The organism is Oceanobacillus sp. FSL W7-1293 (assembly GCF_037969815.1).
GTDB lineage: Bacteria > Bacillota > Bacilli > Bacillales > Amphibacillaceae > Oceanobacillus > Oceanobacillus oncorhynchi.
Map to the genome: position 1 here is coordinate 567815 of NZ_CP150212.1, position 17540 is coordinate 585354.

Consider the following 17540-nt stretch of genomic DNA (forward strand, 5'->3'; position numbering starts at 1 on the left):
GAATGCTAGAAGAACGGCAAGGCCATGGAAGTGTAGTGGAGCGGCAGGCTGCACTGGAAAAGATGTATCCAAGCTGGGAGAAGCGGACGATTGCGACGCATTTTCATAAGCAGTGCCAGCAATATAGCGATAATCCTTTGATTATGATGCCGAATCAGGCTGTAACTTATGGGGAAATGTGGGAGCGGGCACGTGAATATGCAAAGGCAATGCTTCATTTAGGCGTTAAGCCGGGGGACCATATCGCAGTTTTAATGGAAAATGAACCGGAATACGTCGCATTATTTGTAGCTTCCTCGATGGCAGGAGCAGTGATGGTCCCGCTGAATACGCAGCTGCAAAAGGAAGAATTGACCTATATGTTGCGTCAATCCGATACCAATTGGCTGATTACGCATCAATACGCTGGAAAACAGCAACATGCCGAAGGGTTAAAGAATATTGTTTCTGAACTCCAAGCGGATGCAGAGAGCCCTTTTACTAAAGCAGTTTGTATTCCCAACAAAGAAGCAGATGTACCGGAAATCTATATGACATGGGAAGTATTTTTACAAGGTGCACGAGCAGTGGAAGAGACGGTGTTAAACAAACGCTGGAAGGAAACAGATAATCCAGACGCAACTGCAGCTATTATTTATACCTCCGGCTCTACAGGCTTGCCGAAGGGCGTGATGCTGACGGATGATATGCTGCTCCGTTCTGGTTTTGCAACGTGCTTAACCAGAGGATATGAGGTAGGAAGACGTATTTATGCTCCGCTGCCGATGTACCATGTTTACTTTCTGCAGGAAGGCTTGTTTGCCGCTTCCTTTGTAGGAGGAGGGATGGTGACCTGTCATGCGTTTCAGCCGCTTCAGTCACTGGAGCTGATGGAGAAATACCAGGTTCATGATTTTCTGGCTGTTCCATCGATGCTTGTTGCCTTATTAAATCGTCCGGAAGTAAAGCATACCAATCTAAAGTCTCTTTATGCGCTATTATGCTGTGCCGCTCCTTCGCCGGTCCCGTTATGGAAAAGAGCAGTAGATGAATTAGAAGTGACCGAAATTGGTACAGGCTGTGGCGCGACAGAAGCGGGCTCTACCACAATGCTTACTGAAATCGGAGATCCATTAGAAATTATCTCTACAACAGTCGGGAAAGTAAAAACAGCAGGAGCCGCTGCTCATCCGGAGTTTGGAGATAAAAGTGTCACGTACAAAGTGATTGATCCCGATACAAGAGAAACACTGCCAAGCGGTTCTGCCGGCGAGTTAGCGGTGCGGGGAAATGTGGTAACAGAAGGGTATTATAAAAAGCCGGAAGAGACAGCTTTTGCCAAGGATGAGGACGGATATATCCGCAGCGGAGACCTGGGGACGATTGATGAACAAGGTTATATTCGGCTGTTAGGAAGAAGTAAGGATCTGTATAAAGTATCTGGAGAAACCGTAGCTCCCAAAGAGGTAGAGGATGTGATTTCCATGCACCCGGCAGTAAATCAAGTCTATATCGTCGGCGTGCCGGATCAATTAACAACAGAAACCGGTGCCGCATTTGTGGAATTAAAACAAGGCGAAACCTGCACGAAGCAGGAAATCCGAAAGCTGTGCCGGGAGCATGTAGCACGCTTTAAAATACCGCGTTATATCTGGTTTGTGGAAGCGGCGGATTGGCCGCTGACGGGAACAGGTAAGATACAGAAATTTAAACTGCAGGATATAGCGCAGGAAAAGTTGAAGAAATAATGCTAACAAAATCGTGATAAAAATAACCTGCTGCAAAGCTCGTAAAAAAAGCTTTGCAGCAGGTTTATTTGATATCCAGAAAGGTTTAAATTCCTGTACCCAGAATATAGAATTGTGATTGGTTATAGTTGTAAGTGAGCTTAGAATAATCGAAGGCTGTTCCATTTGTCAGATAGAAGATGCTTTCCAGTATCAGCTTAGGCTCTCCGTTTTTCAGCTTCAAATAGCTTGCTTCCTGTTCAGTTAATTTGCCGATGTGCATGTACATATCAGAAAATCCCACCTTTAATCCGAGCCCGTCTTCAATATATTGGAATATCGAATCTGTAACGATTTCTCTATTTAAGTAAGGGACAAATGCTTTATTATAGTAGGATTCTTCTAAGCAGAGTGTTTCCTCTTCAATATATCGGACACGTTTTACATAATAAACATCCTGGTCCATATCAATATGTAAGTTCTGAGCTACTGCTTCAGTCGGCTTACGGATTTCCAGCTCCAATACCTCCGAACTGAGATGAAATTTTTCTAAATCTTTTTGAAAGCCCTGATTGGACAGCAGATTAATATAATTCTTTCTTTTTTTCCTTCTTACGAAAATGCCGCTCCCCCGCACTTGAAAAATTAATCCTTTTTTCTCCAGCAGGTCTAATGCTTTAATAATCGTACTTTTACTCGTATTAAATTCTTTGATCAAGGTTTCTAATACAGGAAGCTTTTCTCCCTGCTGCATTTGATGCTTTTCAATATATAATTCGATTTCACTTGCGATCTGCTGATATTTCAACATATGCACACCTCATTTAGACTGTAGATTTCCATTTATATTAAAGATGCTAAAGATACAAATATGTTTTTATTTAGGAACAAGAAAGTATATAAAAAATGCTGAATATAGCCGCTCCAGAAATACACTCCGCTTTCCGTGGGCTTGAGCTCAGCCTCCTCGAAAAAAAGAAGAACACTTTTTTCCTGCGGGGTCTTCCCACTGCGCATTCCCACAGGAGTCTCCGTGTATTTCTTCCGCTAGAATTTGCGTTATTTCCTTGTAAAAAAGCAAATAAAACATAATTCCACTTAGATGGGAGCGGAGGGAAGTCGACTCCTGCGGGAAAAGCAACAGGTGAAGACCCCGCAGGAAGCGGTTTTCTTCCGAGGAGGCTGAACGTTGCCCGCGGAAAGCGACTTCCCGGAGCGGACATCTCTTTGGCAAGAACACCGAGGTTTTAAAGACCAAACAGTGTTCTTAGTTTTTCTTTATAGAGAGGACGTTCAGAATGTCCTGAAACGATAAAACGACAAGATAATGACCTTTTGCTAAGTATATTTATGTAGAATTGCTTATTTAATTCACCGTGTAACCTAGTATATCATACAACGAAGGCGATATTAATAAAATATACACATAAAATAATTATAACCTACTTGAAAAATTATAACGGTACAATTATAATATACGTATCAAATTAAGAATAAGGAGAAATAGTATGGCTGAAAAAGTGAGGGATTATGATAAATTAGCTGGGGATATTCTAGAAGAAATTGGCGGAAAAGAAAACGTTGTCAGTGCGACACGTTGTGCCACCAGACTTCGTATTGTATTAAGACATTCAAAGCCCAAAGCAAAAGAAACCGTCGGCGCAATGCCGGGTGTTATTACAGTGGTGGAAAATAATGGTCAATTTCAAGTAGTTATCGGACAGCATGTTGGGGAAGTATATGAAGCTTTTGCAGATTTGGTTGGAGAAAGCATTACAGAGGATGGTGATGATAACCAAAACAAAGGAACAATATTAAACCGTGTAATTGCCACGATGTCGGCAGTATTTGCTCCGTTTGTATATATATTAGCTGCAGCAGGTATCCTGCAAGGTACATTGATTTTAATTAATCTGCTATTTCCTGCATTCGAAAACACAGGAACATATGAAGTGCTGAGTATGATGTCGTGGGCGCCGTTTACATTCTTGCCTATTTTTATCGCGATAACAGCAGCAAAACACTTTAAAGTAAATACGTATATCGCAATTGCTGCCACGGCAGCATTAGTAACACCGGAATGGGCAGATATAGCCGGCCGGGTTGCCAGCGGGGAAACAGTGACATTTTTAGGTATTGCTTTATCACAGACGACCTATACGTCCTCTGTGTTACCGCCGCTATTTTTAGTTTGGATTCTATCCTATGTGGAAAAATTCTTGAACAAGAAAATTCCAGAAGTCATTCGTCCTTTGTTTGTACCGTTCTTTAGTATTCTGATTATGGTGCCACTTATTCTTTTAGTGATCGGGCCGATAACAACTGGCGGAGCAAATGCGATTGCAAACGGGTATAATTATCTCGTTGATGTGTTCCCTGCGCTGGCAGCTGCCATCATTGGCGGGTTTTGGCAGATTATTGTTATTTTCGGAGTGCATTGGGGCGTTACGCCAATGGTACTTTCAAACTTTGAACAATATGGAATGGATTCTTTCCAGGCCTATCAAACAATTGCTGTTGTAGCGCAGGTCGGAGCTGTTATTGGTGTGCTGCTTAAAACGAAAAACAGCGAAACCAAAAAGGTAAGTACCTCAGCAGGAATCACCGGTATATTCGGGATTACGGAACCTGCCATTTATGGGGTGACATTGCGCTTTAAGAGACCATTTATTTACGGGTGTATTTCCGGAGCGATTGGTGCGATTGTAGCGAGCTTCTTCAGACCAAGCTACTTCGCTTATGCAGGTCTGCCGAGTCCAATTACAATGGTAAACGCAATTAACAGCGAGTATCCGATGTCTATCTGGGGAATTTTGATTGGAGCTGCAATCGCTATTGTTCTGCCAATTGTATTGACGCAGATTCTGGGATATGGTGAAGATACAGCAAAACAAGCAGATGAAACACTAGCCTCTGATCAAGGAGAGTCTGAAAAGAAAGATGGAGCAGAAAATACTATTCCAAATGAAGAAGAAATTGCGGCACCGTTAAGTGGAAAGTTAATGGCGTTATCCGATGTTCCAGATGAAGTATTCAGCTCTGGTGCTATGGGACAAGGGGTCGCTGTAGAACCATCCAGCAATGAAGTGGCCTCTCCGGCTGACGGCAAGATTGTTTTCATTGCCCCTTCCAAGCATGCGGTTGGAGTGCGTACGAACAGCGGTGTGGAATTATTGATTCACGTCGGTTTGGAGACAGTGGAATTAAACGGGGAGCCTTTTACAGTTCATGTGGAGGATGGGCAAAATGTCCAGCAAGGCGATAAGTTAATAACATTTAATCAAGACATGATCCGTGAAAAAGGACTGCCGACGATAACTCCTGTTATTATTACGAATATAGGAGAATATGAGGAAGCGATTGTAGAAGATACAGCAGAAATAAATACAGGTGAAAGACTAATTAGTGTTGTTAAATAAAACAAAGGAGGAAGAACAATGAGTGAATTATCAAAGGATTTCTTATGGGGCGGTGCATTTGCTGCCCATCAATTTGAAGGCGGCTGGAATGAAGGCGGAAAAGGACCAAGCGTAGTGGATGTGTTGACTGCTGGTGCCAATGGCGTGCCAAGAAGAATTACGGATAAGATAGAGACGGACGAATTTTATCCAAATCATGAAGCGGTGGATTTTTACCATCATTATAAAGAAGATATTGCGTTATTTGCAGAAATGGGTCTGAAATGCTTGCGTACATCGATTGGCTGGTCCCGCATTTTTCCAAAAGGGGACGAGGCGGAGCCAAACGAAGAAGGACTGCAATTTTATGACGATGTGTTTGACGAGCTTCTGAAATACGGTATTGAGCCGGTAATCACCTTATCTCACTTTGAGATGCCATTGCACTTAGCGCGCGAATACGGCGGTTTTCGCAGCAGAAAAGTGGTTGATTGTTTTGTAAAGTTTGCAGAGGTTGTTTTTGAACGTTATAAAAACAAGGTGAAATATTGGATGACCTTTAATGAAATCAATAATAAAATGGATGTCCGTAACCCGCTGTTCCTCTGGACAAATTCAGGTGTCCTGTTAAAAGAAGGGGAAAATGCAAAGGAAGTGATGTATCAGACTGCGCACCATGAGCTGGTAGCAAGTGCATTGGCTGTTGCAAAAGGAAAGGAAATCAACCCGGCGTTTGAAATTGGAGCGATGGTTTCTCACGTGCCAATCTATCCATCTACTTCGAATCCAGAGGATATCATGCTTGCCGAAGAATATATGCGCGACCGCTATTTCTTCCCGGATGTACAGGTGCGCGGATATTATCCAAGCTATGCATTAAAAGAATTCGAACGTAAAGGCTACAATATTGTCATGGAAGAAGGAGACGATGAGATTCTCTTAAACGGAAAAGTCGACTACCTAGGCTTCAGCTATTACATGTCTACAACCGTAAGCAGTGAGGTGGAACCGGACGAGTCTGCAGAAAAAACGGATGGCGGCCTGCCGCATGGGGTTGATAATCCATATATTCAATCCAGTGACTGGGGCTGGGCAATTGATCCGACAGGCTTGCGTTACACGCTGAATCGCTTTTATGACCGCTATCAGCTGCCGATGTTTATTGTGGAAAATGGATTTGGGGCAGTTGATACAGTCGAAGAAGATGGAACCATTCATGACGAAGCAAGAATCAATTATCTTGGCGCTCACATCGAAGCTTTAAAAGCGGCTGTAAATGAGGACGGCGTGGACTTAATCGGCTATACTCCTTGGGGGATTATGGACATTGTGTCCTTCACAACCGGGGAAATGAAGAAACGCTACGGCATGATTTATGTAGACCGGGATAACGAAGGTAATGGAACCATGAAACGCTCGAAGAAGGACTCGTTTGATTGGTATAAGAAAGTAATTCAATCAAATGGGGAAGACTTACATTACGAAAGATAAAATGATATAGTGACGAAAAAAGGGGCTTGCTTAACTTGATGGGTTAGGAAAGTCCTTTTTTCTGTTGTAATGGCTATCTTTTACAGCCCGAAACGATTGACCTCTTAAATTTAAATGAAAAAAATATAATAAAAGCGTTTACAAGAGGAAAATTACATGTTAGGATACTTGTATACAAGTATTCGAACTAACAAACTATATGTTTTGTAAGCCCTTTATTTCAGTCATGTGAAAAAGGCGAATGGATTAAATAAATGGCAGAAGGATATGTCATAACAATACACGGTTTCTAATAATAAAAGATAGTGAGGGATGAATGTGAATCAACATAAATTTATGCTCGGAGTCGACATTGGCACAACAAGTACAAAAGCCGTGCTTTACCGGGAAACAGGTGAAATTATCGCGCAGAGTAATCAGGGATATGATTTGCATACGCCGGATGTACGTACAGCTGAGCAAAATCCGGACGATATTTATCAGGCGGTGCTTCATGTTATCCGAGAAACAGTAAAGGAATCAGAGATAGATAAACAAGATCTTTCCTTTATTTCTTTCAGCAGCGCGATGCACAGTCTAATTGCAATGGATGAAGATAATAAAGCCATTACACCATGCATCACTTGGGCAGATAACCGCAGCTCGCATTGGGCAACGAAAATTAAAAATGAATGGAACGGTCATGAAGTATATCTGCGAACAGGAACCCCAATTCATCCCATGTCTCCGCTTAGCAAAATTACATGGCTGGAGCAGGAGCAGCCAGAAATAGCTGAAAAGACCAAGAAATACATCGGCATTAAAGAATATGTTTTCTATCAATTATTCGGTGTTTATGTCATGGATTATTCGCTTGGATCCGCAACGGGAATGATGAATCTGGAGGAGCTTGCTTGGGACGAAGGAGCTCTTAAAATTGCGGGCATCTCAGAAGATAAGCTTCCCAAACTCGTTTCGACAACTGAGATTTTTACAACCTGTCAATCTGAGATTGCTAAGGACCTGGGAATTGCACCAGACACGAAATTTATTATTGGAGCAAGTGATGGGGTGCTGTCCAATATTGGCGTAAATGCGATAAAAGAAGGAGATGTGGCGATTACCATCGGCACGAGCGGGGCTATCCGCACCGTTATTCCCAAACCGCGCACCGATCAAAAAGGCCGGATTTTTTGCTATGCATTAACGGAGGATCATTGGGTTATCGGCGGACCGGTGAATAACGGCGGCATGGTGCTGCGCTGGATTCGTGATGAGCTTGCTGCAAGTGAAGTCGAAACAGCAAAACGGTTAAACATTGATGCGTATGAAGTATTAACAGCTATCGCAAAGCAGGTGGAGCCCGGATCAAACGGATTGCTATTCCATCCGTTTTTAGCTGGGGAACGTGCCCCGCTTTGGAATGCGAATGTCCGCGGTTCCTTTATCGGTTTAACGTTGAACCATAAAAAAGAGCATATGGTACGTGCTGCGTTAGAAGGCGTTATTTTTAACTTATACTCTGTTTTTCTGGCATTAGTAGAAGTAATGGATGTGCCGGTGAAATCGATCAAAGCAACGGGCGGTTTTTCAAAATCAGAATTGTGGCGGCAAATGATGGCTGATATCTTTGACCAGAATGTCATCGTTCCGAAAAGCTATGAGTCCTCCTGCTTGGGAGCTTGCTTACTGGGATTGTATGCAGAAGGAAAAATTGATTCCTTCGATGTAGTAGAAGAATTGATTGGTTTTACACATGAGCATGAACCGAACCCGGATCATGTTTCAACGTATCAGGAATTAATGCCGATTTTTATCAATATTTCCCGTTCACTTGAACAGGAATACGAACAGATTGCAGCTTATCAGGAAAAGAAATCGCTGGAAAATAAACAGAATGAAGAATAGGGGCTGAGAATAATGGAAAATATTTATCCGCTTATTATTGTTGCGCTGGCAGTAGTTGCGCTATTGCTGCTTATCATGAAGTGGAATTTAAATACGTTTATTGCATTGATTGTTGTTGCATTCCTAACAGCATTAGCCTTAGGAATGTCTTTGGGAGAAATTGCTGATACCGTTAAATCGGGATTAGGAGGAACACTGGGAGATATTGCACTCATTTTCGTCTTTGGTGCCATGTTAGGTAAATTAGTTGCGGATGCCGGCGGTGCACAGCGTATCGCTTTAACTTTAATTAATGCATTTGGTAAAAAGCGTATCCAATGGGCTGTAGTTATTGCTTCCTTTATCATTGGTGTCGCGTTGTTCTTTGAAGTAGGACTGGTATTATTGATTCCGATCGTTTACCAGATTGCAAAAGAAATCAAGTTACCATTATTATATCTTGGTTTGCCGATGACGGCTGCGTTATCCGTAACACATGGATTCTTGCCGCCTCATCCGGGACCTACAGTAATTGCCGAGCAATATGGAGCGAATATTGGAGTGGTTCTGCTTATCGGTATTGTTATTGCAATTCCGACCGTCATTATTGCTGGACCATTATTTACAAAAGTATCCCAAAAATTAGTTCCAGATGCTTTTTCAAGGATTGGTAATATTGGGTCACTTGGGAATACAAAGACTTTTAAAGAAGAAGAAACTCCTGGATTTGGTATTAGTGCGTTGACTGCGCTTTCTCCAGTCATATTGATGGCGGTTACAACCATTGTGCAATTGCTCCAAGAAATTGGCGGTGTAGCAGATAATCTATTTTTCGAAATCGTACGTACCATTGGCGATCCGACAATAGCTCTTCTTCTATCGTTATTGTTTGCCATTTACACAATGGGTATCGCACGCAAAATCCCGATGAAAGCATTAATGAGCTCTGCAGAAGAATCTGTTCGTGGAATTAGTATTATTCTTTTAGTTACTGCAGGCGGCGGTGCCTTAAAACAAGTATTGATTGACGGCGGTGTCGGTGATGCTGTGGCGAATATCTTTTCTGGCACCAATATGTCTCCAATTCTGCTAGCTTGGCTGATTGCTGCTATTTTAAGAGTTTCCTTAGGTTCGGCAACCGTTGCAGCATTAACTACTGCTGGAATGGTTATTCCGTTGATTGAAGGAACCGATGTGAATCTGGCGCTGATGGTGTTAGCTACAGGCGCAGGAAGTTTGATTGCTTCCCATGTAAACGATACCGGATTTTGGATTTTCAAGGAATACTTCAACTTATCGATGAAAGAAACATTTGCAACATGGACGTTGCTGGAAACGATTATCTCTGTATCCGGACTTGTATTTACGCTTTTAATAAGCTTAGTTATTTAAAACTTGGGCAAGCTGACAGTACAGGAATTCTGTCTTGAGCTTTGACTGAAATATTTGTGTGAAAGGTGTTCGGACTCTCTTGATTTTATAGAGGGTTTGAACACCTATCGAAAGGAATGGAATGAAAAAATGAATTCAATTGGCGTTTTTGGACTGGGAGTAATGGGAGCGAACCTTGCTTTGAATATGGCGAATAAGGGTGAAAAGGTCGCAGTCTATAATTATACACCTGATTTGACGGAAGCATTTCAAGAAAAGCATCCGCATGAAAATACAACAGCATATTATGAGTTAGCGCATTTTATCCAATCGTTGGAAAAGCCAAGGAAAATCTTTTTGATGGTAACTGCTGGAGCTGTTGTAGACTCCGTTATCAATAGTTTTCTGCCTTTGCTGGAGCAGGGCGATATTATTATGGACGGAGGAAACTCTAATTTCCAGGACTCTAACCGCAGATACGGTTACTTAAAGGAAAAAGGTTTTCATTTTATCGGTGTGGGCGTATCCGGCGGTGAAGAAGGCGCATTGAACGGTCCTTCATTAATGCTAAGCGGAGATAAAGAAGCCTATCAGCACGTTGCTCCTATTCTGGAAAAAATTGCGGCACAGGTGGATGGCAAGCCGTGCTGTTCGTATCTTGGCAAAGAAGGATCCGGTCATTACGTCAAAATGGTGCATAACGGTATCGAGTATGCTGATATGCAGCTCATTACGGAAGCCTATCAATTCCTGCGGGAAAGGTTAGGGCTCGATGTCGATGAAATTGCCGCTATTTTTGCAGAGTGGAACAAAGGCGAATTGGAAAGCTATCTGATGGAAATCACAGCTGATATTTTAACGCGTGTGGATGAAGAGACCAAAAAGCCGCTGGTTGATGTTATTTTAGATCAATCAGGACAAAAAGGAACCGGCAAATGGACAAGTCAAAATGCACTGGATACAGGAGTTCCTTTATCTATTATTACGGAATCTGTATTTATGCGTTTCCTGTCCAATGTGAAAGAAGAGCGCATGATGGCAGAGCAGGAATTGGCAGGGCCAAACCAATTAGCAGATGCTGCTGACAAGGATCAATGGGTCGAGCTGGTCCGGCAAGCACTGTTTATGGGGAAAATCATTACCTATGCGCAAGGGTTCTATCAATATAAGCAGGCATCAGAGCAGTATAACTGGGATTTGCAGCTGGATGAAATTGCGCTGATTTTCCGCGGCGGCTGTATTATCCGTGCCGGTATTTTAAATGAAATCAGTAAAGCATTTAAGGAAAACAAAGAATTGTCCAATCTTCTCCTGTCTCCATATTTCAAAGCGATTTTGAATAACTATCAGGCATCGATGCGGAAAGTGGTTATCAAAGGAATGGAAACAGGATTAGCATTGCCATGCTTTAATGCTTCGCTGGTATATTATGATGGCTACCGTTCTGCCAAAAGCGGCGCCAATCTGATTCAGGCACAACGCGATTATTTTGGAGCGCATACGTATCAGCGTGTGGATAAAGCAGGTTATTTTCATACGGAGTGGTGATTGATTCTTTTTATTGAACTGCAGTCTGCATTTTTGTTCCGTACTGCTGTTCATCCGCGAGAGTGGGAGCAGTATATGACAAACTATTAAAAGAGAGACATTTTAAAAAGGTATTGCAGCGTAATCAAAAAGCGCTGCAATACTTTTTTTGCGTGACCTTGAAAAATCGGTGCTTTTCAGGTACAGAAAATAGGAATCATGAACGGAAGAGAAAGTTAGCGGCCTGCTAGTTAAACTTCAATAATTTGAATATAGATGACCCATAGAAAGGTATGATATAATAAACTTGTTACTATAGTCACAAACTCTATTGGCAGCCGTTATATATAGAAATTTTAGGATGACAGATTCAATATTGTGCTAACTAGGAAGTGATTACGTGAATACACGATTACAAAAGATACTTGAGGCGCTGCGATTAGCACAGGAACCTTTAACCAGTTCGGATATAGCGTCTTTATTACAGGTCAGTTCTAAAACGATACGTAATGATATCAAAATATTAAATGAACTTTTAAAACCGTACAGGACACATATCGTATCTTTAAAAGGGAAAGGCTATCAGCTTACTATTCGGAATGAACGGTTATTCTATGAATTCATTCAGGAGCAAACAAATCACAAAAAAGATGATGTTCCCTCAAATCACCAAGATCGTGTCAAATATCTGATGGAGAAGCTGTTGATGACCTCGGATTATATTAAAATAGATGACTTAGCAGAGCAGTTATTTATAAGCCGCTCTACCCTGCAGCATGATTTAAAATATATTCGCGCTATACTGAAGGAGTATAAGCTGGCTTTGGAACATAAACCGTATCATGGAATTAAAATTATAGGCGATGAAACGCAGATCAGATACTGCATCTCTGAGTATTTGTTTAATCAACAATCTGTCTTAAAAGACAATATGGCTGACTGGTTGGGTATTTTACCTGAAGAAGAGTTAGAGATGATTAAAAACAGTGTATTGTTTAATCTGAGAAAGCATCATATTATTATTTCAGATATTAGTCTGCAAAATCTAATCACGCATATTGCGATTGCTTGTAAGCGGATTCGCGAGAGTCATTCTGTTCAGATGATCCATCCTCACTTTCAGGAAATAGAGACATCAAAGGTTTTTCTAGTTGCTCAAGAAATTGCAAATGCTATTCAGGAAAAACTGTATATTTCCTTTACTGAACACGAGATTGCATACCTGGCGATACATTTGCAAGGAACAAAGATTACCGATTCTTCGATTCAACATACAGAGGTTATTTCTGTTATTGATGATGAGATTCAAGAAATGGTCAAAGAAATGCTGAAACGGATTGATGCTGAATTTGGATTCCATTTAGCTGATGACAAAGAACTGCTGTTGGCAATGAGTCTACACTTAAAACCAGCAATAAGCCGATATAAATTCAAGATGAATATTCGGAATCCAATGCTGGAAGAAATCAAATCGAAGTACCGATTATCTTTTGATGCAGCATTAATTGGAGCGCAGGCCGTACAAGAAAGAATGGGCATTGCGATGGATGAGAATGAAGTTGGTTACTTAGCACTTCATATTGAGGTAGCACAGGAAAGAAAAAAGAAGAATAAGGAAGACGTACCGGGCTGCTTAATTGTCTGTGCATCTGGGCTGGGCAGCGCCCAGCTTTTAATGTATAAGCTGCAAAATGAATTTGGAAATCAGTTAAATATTATGGGGACAACAGAATACTATAATTTATCCGAGCATTCGTTTGATAACATCGATTTTATCATCAGCACGATTCCGATTGAGAAAAAGATGCCAGTCCCTGTTATTCATATCAGCACGATTCTGGGAGAAACAGATTTAGATAAAATCAATCATTTCGTCATTCAGGGAGATGTTATTTCCAATACGTATCTGCGGGAAAAATATACGTATCTTCAAAAGTGCTTTGCTGAGAAAGAAGAGGTATTACGTTTTATCTGTGGAGAACTGGAATCTGATGGAGAGGTTGATGCGCACTATTTGGAATCGGTACTTCAAAGGGAGAGCTTTTCTCCAACGAGTTTTGGCAATATGGTTGCCATTCCTCACCCGATTGAACCGCAAACGGAGGATACATTCTGGTCAATTGTTACGCTTCAAAAGCCTATTCAATGGGGAGATAAGTCTGTGCAATTAATTGTCCAATTAAATATCAGCAAAGATATAAAAAATGATTTAAAACAAATGTATGAGGGATTAATGGAACTGTTGGACGATAAAAATATGGTGAGAGAAATAGTGCAATGTAAGACGTATGAACAATTAATTGAAATAATCAAATAGAGTGGCGCTACAACACCCCGGGATAAATACTTCCCGGGGTGTTTTCATGCTATTCTGAACTTGGTGTTAGTTATTTCCTGTGTCAGCGGAAAAAGAGTCTCTGTAATTGAATGCGCTTACATATTATAATTTAAGTAAGAAATTTATAAAGGTAAAAGATCGATGAAGGGCGTGGGAATACTGTCATGAAAAAGAAATTAATCCCGCCAGTACCGCAAAAACAGTACTATCTAAGTCCTTTATGAATTTTCTGATTATGGAAACAGAGCAAGATGCTAAAAAATAGAATTTCATGGAGGAATGTAAAATGAAAAAAGCATTAATTATTTGTGCAGGTGGTATGTCATCTTCTTTATTGGCGAAAAAAGCAACAGAATATCTAAAGGGAAAAGAGCATGATATTGAAGTGGATGCTGTTTCAGCGACAGAGGGCGGAAAGAAAATAGAGAATAGTGATTTTGATTTATTCTTAGTAAGTCCACAAACAAAAATGTATTATCAAAATCTGAAAAAAGCTGGCGATCGCGTTGGTAAACCAGTGGTAAATATTCCGCCTCAAGCGTATGTTCCGATTCCAATGGGGATAGAAAAATTAGGTAATTTAATTTTGCAGGAGCTGCCGGAATAATCATCCGTTATTAATAAATATTTGTATTGCTTTATATCAACTATAAAGGGGGATATTCAATGAATCAGGAACAAATACAAAGTGTAGCCTTTGAAATCATTTTGCACAGCGGGTCATCGAGAACCATGATACATGAAGCCTTTGCAATGATGCGAAATAATGAATTTGAGAATGCCGTGGACAAGCTGGATGAAGCAAATGAAGAAGTATTATTAGCGCACCAGTCCCAAACGGCATTATTGCAGCAGTATTCATCCGGAGAAACCATCAATATGGAAATTATTATGGTTCATGCTCAAGATCATTTAATGACTACGATGACATTAAGAGAAGTTGCGTTAGAAATGTTATATCTATATGAAAAACTCGACAAAGATAAATGAGGGGTTTGAATATGAAAAACGATGCGAGGGCACAAATCGAACTAAATAGGAAAAAGCTAAGTATTAAATCGATGTACTTTAATCGGTATTTATTAGTTAGATATGTTTCCGCATTATTCTTTTTTACTAATTTATACTGGTTCATGTCATTGTTGATAAGTGATTCATCACTATATTTTATCCCGTTGATATTAATGATTGTATTGGTTATCAGTACAATCGAGCAAGTGAAAATATATGGTCATCATTCTAATATTGTCAAATATACAAAGTATTGCTTTACCATTTTGCTTGTTACAAATGTGCTTTTAATTGTACCGGCATGCTTTACTTCATCATTCAATCAATTATTTCCCTTTCTTTTAGCGGAAGAGAAATCTAAAATATTGGTTTTAAGTATTTTGATCGCCGGTATATTACTGAGTACATTGATTCTCTACCGTTTAAATCAGATTAAACATAATGAAGACAAGCATTATGAACGAATTAAAAGTTTTGAAAGGGCTGTCAATTAATAAAAAGAAATGAGGGAGTACGATGGCTTCAGAAAACGGAGAAAATAAAGTATTTGCTTTTTTGGAAAAATATTTGATGGGTCCCATGGGGAAAGTTGCATCTTTTCGGATTGTACGTGCCATTATGGCTGCCGGGATGGCTTCTATTCCATTTGTAATTGTAGGTTCGATGTTTTTAGTATTAAACGTATTGCCGCAGACGCTTACATTTTTACAAGGCTTTTTCGATAATACGTTTTTTAGAATCAGTGATTTATATATGTTAGCGAATAAAGCAACGATGGGAATACTGGCAATCTATTTCGGTCTTGTTATCGGTTACGAATATACAAAAATTTATGCCGAGGAGGAAGAGCTTAATCTAAGTCCTTTAAACGGAGCTTTACTATCTATGTTTGCCTTTTTCATCACTATTCCGGAAATCGTATTAGAAAATGGCATGATGTCTCTCGTGCATCAGATTGACGAGAACAATACAACAGTTCATGGATGGCAAATGGTTGAAGACGGTGTCAGCCGTCTAGGAGCGACAGGAATATTCACAGCAATTCTGATGTCTGTCTTAGCCGTGCAAATATACCGGCTCTGTGTGAAGAAAAACTGGGTTATCAAAATGCCTGAAGCGGTACCAGAGGGTGTATCCAGATCGTTCACTGCGTTGATTCCGGCATTTTTAGTTGCTTTTGCTGTATTATTGGTCAATGGTATTTTAATTGCATTAGGTACGGATATATTTAAATTAGTAGCAATTCCGTTTGGATTTGTAGTGAATATCACAAACAGCTGGTTAGGTATACTGGTTATCTACTTTGTTGTCCATGCCCTTTGGATTGTAGGTATCCATGGAGCAACCATTGTATTTGGATTCTTGACACCAATCTTTCTATCCAATATCCAATCTAATATTGATGGTGCGAACATACCGCTGGCAGGAGAATTCAATAATGCGTTTGTAACGATTGGCGGTTCCGGAGCAACGTTAGGTCTATGTATATTCATTGCATTTATGGCTAAGTCGAAGCAATTGAGTGTTTTAGGTAAAGCGGCACTTGCACCGGGGATTTTTAATATCAACGAACCATTAATATTTGGATTACCGATTGTTTATAATCCATTCTTAGCTATTCCGTTCTTCTTAGCTCCAATGGTATCAGCTTCCATCGGCTATTGGGCAATTAAATTAGGGTTTGTTGAATCGATTATCGCTATGATGCCTTGGCCTACTCCGGTAGGTATCAGCGGATTTATTAGTACAGGCGGAAGTTATATGGCGGCAGTTGTTTCTGTGCTTTGTGCATTTGTAGCTTTTCTGATTTGGCTTCCATTCATTAAAATGTATGATAAGAAGTTAGTTGATCAGGAAAAAGGAGAAGACGCATTGATTTAATTTAGCACAGGAAATAATTTAACAAAAAATCGGGAAGGCGTTGTCATTTACTGACCACGCCTTTCAAGTTTATTCTGTATTAGCCATTCAGCTTATATGTCTCATGTGCCATCGATTCCAAAATATAAAGAACAGGTACCTGTGTGGTAATGTTCGCGTTTTCAAACCACTCTTCCGTTACATAGTAAGGGATATTGATATCTGATATTTTAGCAATCGTAGAGTGTTTGTTGTTGGTAATACTAATAATTTTACTTCCTTCTTGTTTCATTTGATTGAGATGCGTGATTGCAAAATTTGTTTCGCCAGAGACAGATAGAGCAATGACAGTGCTATTATAACGCAGGCTGGAATGGACCGGAAAAAGCGGGTCTTTAATATACATCGAAAATTTACCTAAGCTTGAAAAATACCTTGATCCATATTCGGCAAGGATTCCTGAGGTTCCTATTCCGATAAAAATGACATTATCAGCTTTGCTTAACAGCTTTGCAGCCTCTTTAATGTCTTCTTCGATATCGCCCTTCAGTGTCCGGTCAAAAAATTCTGTTACAGCATGCTGTGTATCCTTTAAAATTGTCTTTTTATTTTCTTCCAGGTGCATTTTCAGCTTTACTTTAAATTCGGAAAAACCTTCACAATTTATTTTTCTGCAAAAGCGCAGGATAGTAGCTGTGGAGACATGGGTTTCATCAGCAAGCTCACGAATGCGCATATAAGCAACTTTTTCACTATTTTTACTGATGTAGTTATACAAAGAAGTTTCTAACTCATTGAATGAAGCAATCATCTCCTGTGTAAACATGGTGCACACTTCTCCTTTTAATAAGAAATTAACTCTATTAACCATTATAACACAGGTTGTTACATCTTTGTAACGAATGACTTCTCTTGTTATTACAAACGAAATGCTCCCTTTCTATTTATATCTGATTAAATATTGATACAATT

General features: G+C 40.2%; 13 protein-coding genes. 11 read left to right on the top strand and 2 right to left on the bottom strand.

The window, feature by feature from the left end:
• The first annotated feature begins 2 nt into the window (after nucleotides 1-2).
• Nucleotides 3-1727, top strand: coding sequence for a class I adenylate-forming enzyme family protein (locus MKY65_RS02935; protein WP_339182226.1), 1725 nt, complete (start codon nucleotides 3-5; stop codon nucleotides 1725-1727).
• Nucleotides 1728-1812: 85 nt separating this feature from the next.
• On the opposite strand, the gene MKY65_RS02940 is transcribed toward MKY65_RS02935, so the two are convergent.
• Nucleotides 1813-2517, bottom strand: coding sequence for a GntR family transcriptional regulator (locus tag MKY65_RS02940; protein WP_339182228.1), 705 nt, complete (start codon nucleotides 2515-2517; stop codon nucleotides 1813-1815).
• A gap of 697 nt (nucleotides 2518-3214) precedes the next feature.
• Between MKY65_RS02940 and MKY65_RS02945 the strand changes: the two genes are divergently transcribed.
• From MKY65_RS02945 to celB, 10 genes are all read left to right on the top strand, one after another.
• On the top strand, nucleotides 3215-5125 hold the full coding sequence (locus MKY65_RS02945) for a beta-glucoside-specific PTS transporter subunit IIABC (RefSeq protein WP_339182230.1): 1911 nt from the start codon (nucleotides 3215-3217) through the stop codon (nucleotides 5123-5125).
• An 18-nt stretch (nucleotides 5126-5143) separates the two neighbouring features.
• Nucleotides 5144-6595: a 6-phospho-beta-glucosidase BglA gene (bglA, locus tag MKY65_RS02950; RefSeq protein WP_339182232.1), complete on the top strand. Its 1452-nt coding sequence runs from the start codon at nucleotides 5144-5146 to the stop codon at nucleotides 6593-6595.
• Between the two features lie 336 nt (nucleotides 6596-6931).
• Complete coding sequence (gene gntK / locus MKY65_RS02955; RefSeq protein WP_339185092.1) at nucleotides 6932-8482, top strand: gluconokinase; 1551 nt, start codon at nucleotides 6932-6934, stop codon at nucleotides 8480-8482.
• A gap of 12 nt (nucleotides 8483-8494) precedes the next feature.
• Complete coding sequence (locus MKY65_RS02960; protein ID WP_339182233.1) at nucleotides 8495-9853, top strand: gluconate:H+ symporter; 1359 nt, start codon at nucleotides 8495-8497, stop codon at nucleotides 9851-9853.
• A 129-nt stretch (nucleotides 9854-9982) separates the two neighbouring features.
• Nucleotides 9983-11380 (top strand): decarboxylating NADP(+)-dependent phosphogluconate dehydrogenase, encoded by a 1398-nt coding sequence (gene gnd, locus MKY65_RS02965; RefSeq protein WP_339182236.1) that lies wholly within the window; start codon nucleotides 9983-9985, stop codon nucleotides 11378-11380.
• Between the two features lie 379 nt (nucleotides 11381-11759).
• Nucleotides 11760-13676, top strand: coding sequence for a BglG family transcription antiterminator (locus MKY65_RS02970; RefSeq protein WP_339182238.1), 1917 nt, complete (start codon nucleotides 11760-11762; stop codon nucleotides 13674-13676).
• 307 nt (nucleotides 13677-13983) lie between these two features.
• Nucleotides 13984-14304: a PTS cellobiose transporter subunit IIB gene (locus MKY65_RS02975; RefSeq protein ID WP_042531517.1), complete on the top strand. Its 321-nt coding sequence runs from the start codon at nucleotides 13984-13986 to the stop codon at nucleotides 14302-14304.
• Nucleotides 14305-14363: 59 nt separating this feature from the next.
• Complete coding sequence (locus tag MKY65_RS02980; protein WP_339182246.1) at nucleotides 14364-14687, top strand: PTS cellobiose transporter subunit IIA; 324 nt, start codon at nucleotides 14364-14366, stop codon at nucleotides 14685-14687.
• Between the two features lie 11 nt (nucleotides 14688-14698).
• Entirely contained in the window at nucleotides 14699-15202 is a 504-nt protein-coding gene (locus MKY65_RS02985; protein WP_339182249.1) for a hypothetical protein, read from the top strand.
• A 22-nt stretch (nucleotides 15203-15224) separates the two neighbouring features.
• Nucleotides 15225-16589 (top strand): PTS cellobiose transporter subunit IIC, encoded by a 1365-nt coding sequence (gene celB, locus MKY65_RS02990; RefSeq protein ID WP_339182251.1) that lies wholly within the window; start codon nucleotides 15225-15227, stop codon nucleotides 16587-16589.
• A gap of 79 nt (nucleotides 16590-16668) precedes the next feature.
• On the opposite strand, the gene MKY65_RS02995 is transcribed toward celB, so the two are convergent.
• Nucleotides 16669-17394 (bottom strand): MurR/RpiR family transcriptional regulator, encoded by a 726-nt coding sequence (locus tag MKY65_RS02995; RefSeq protein ID WP_339182253.1) that lies wholly within the window; start codon nucleotides 17392-17394, stop codon nucleotides 16669-16671.
• Between the last annotated feature and the right edge of the window lie 146 nt (nucleotides 17395-17540).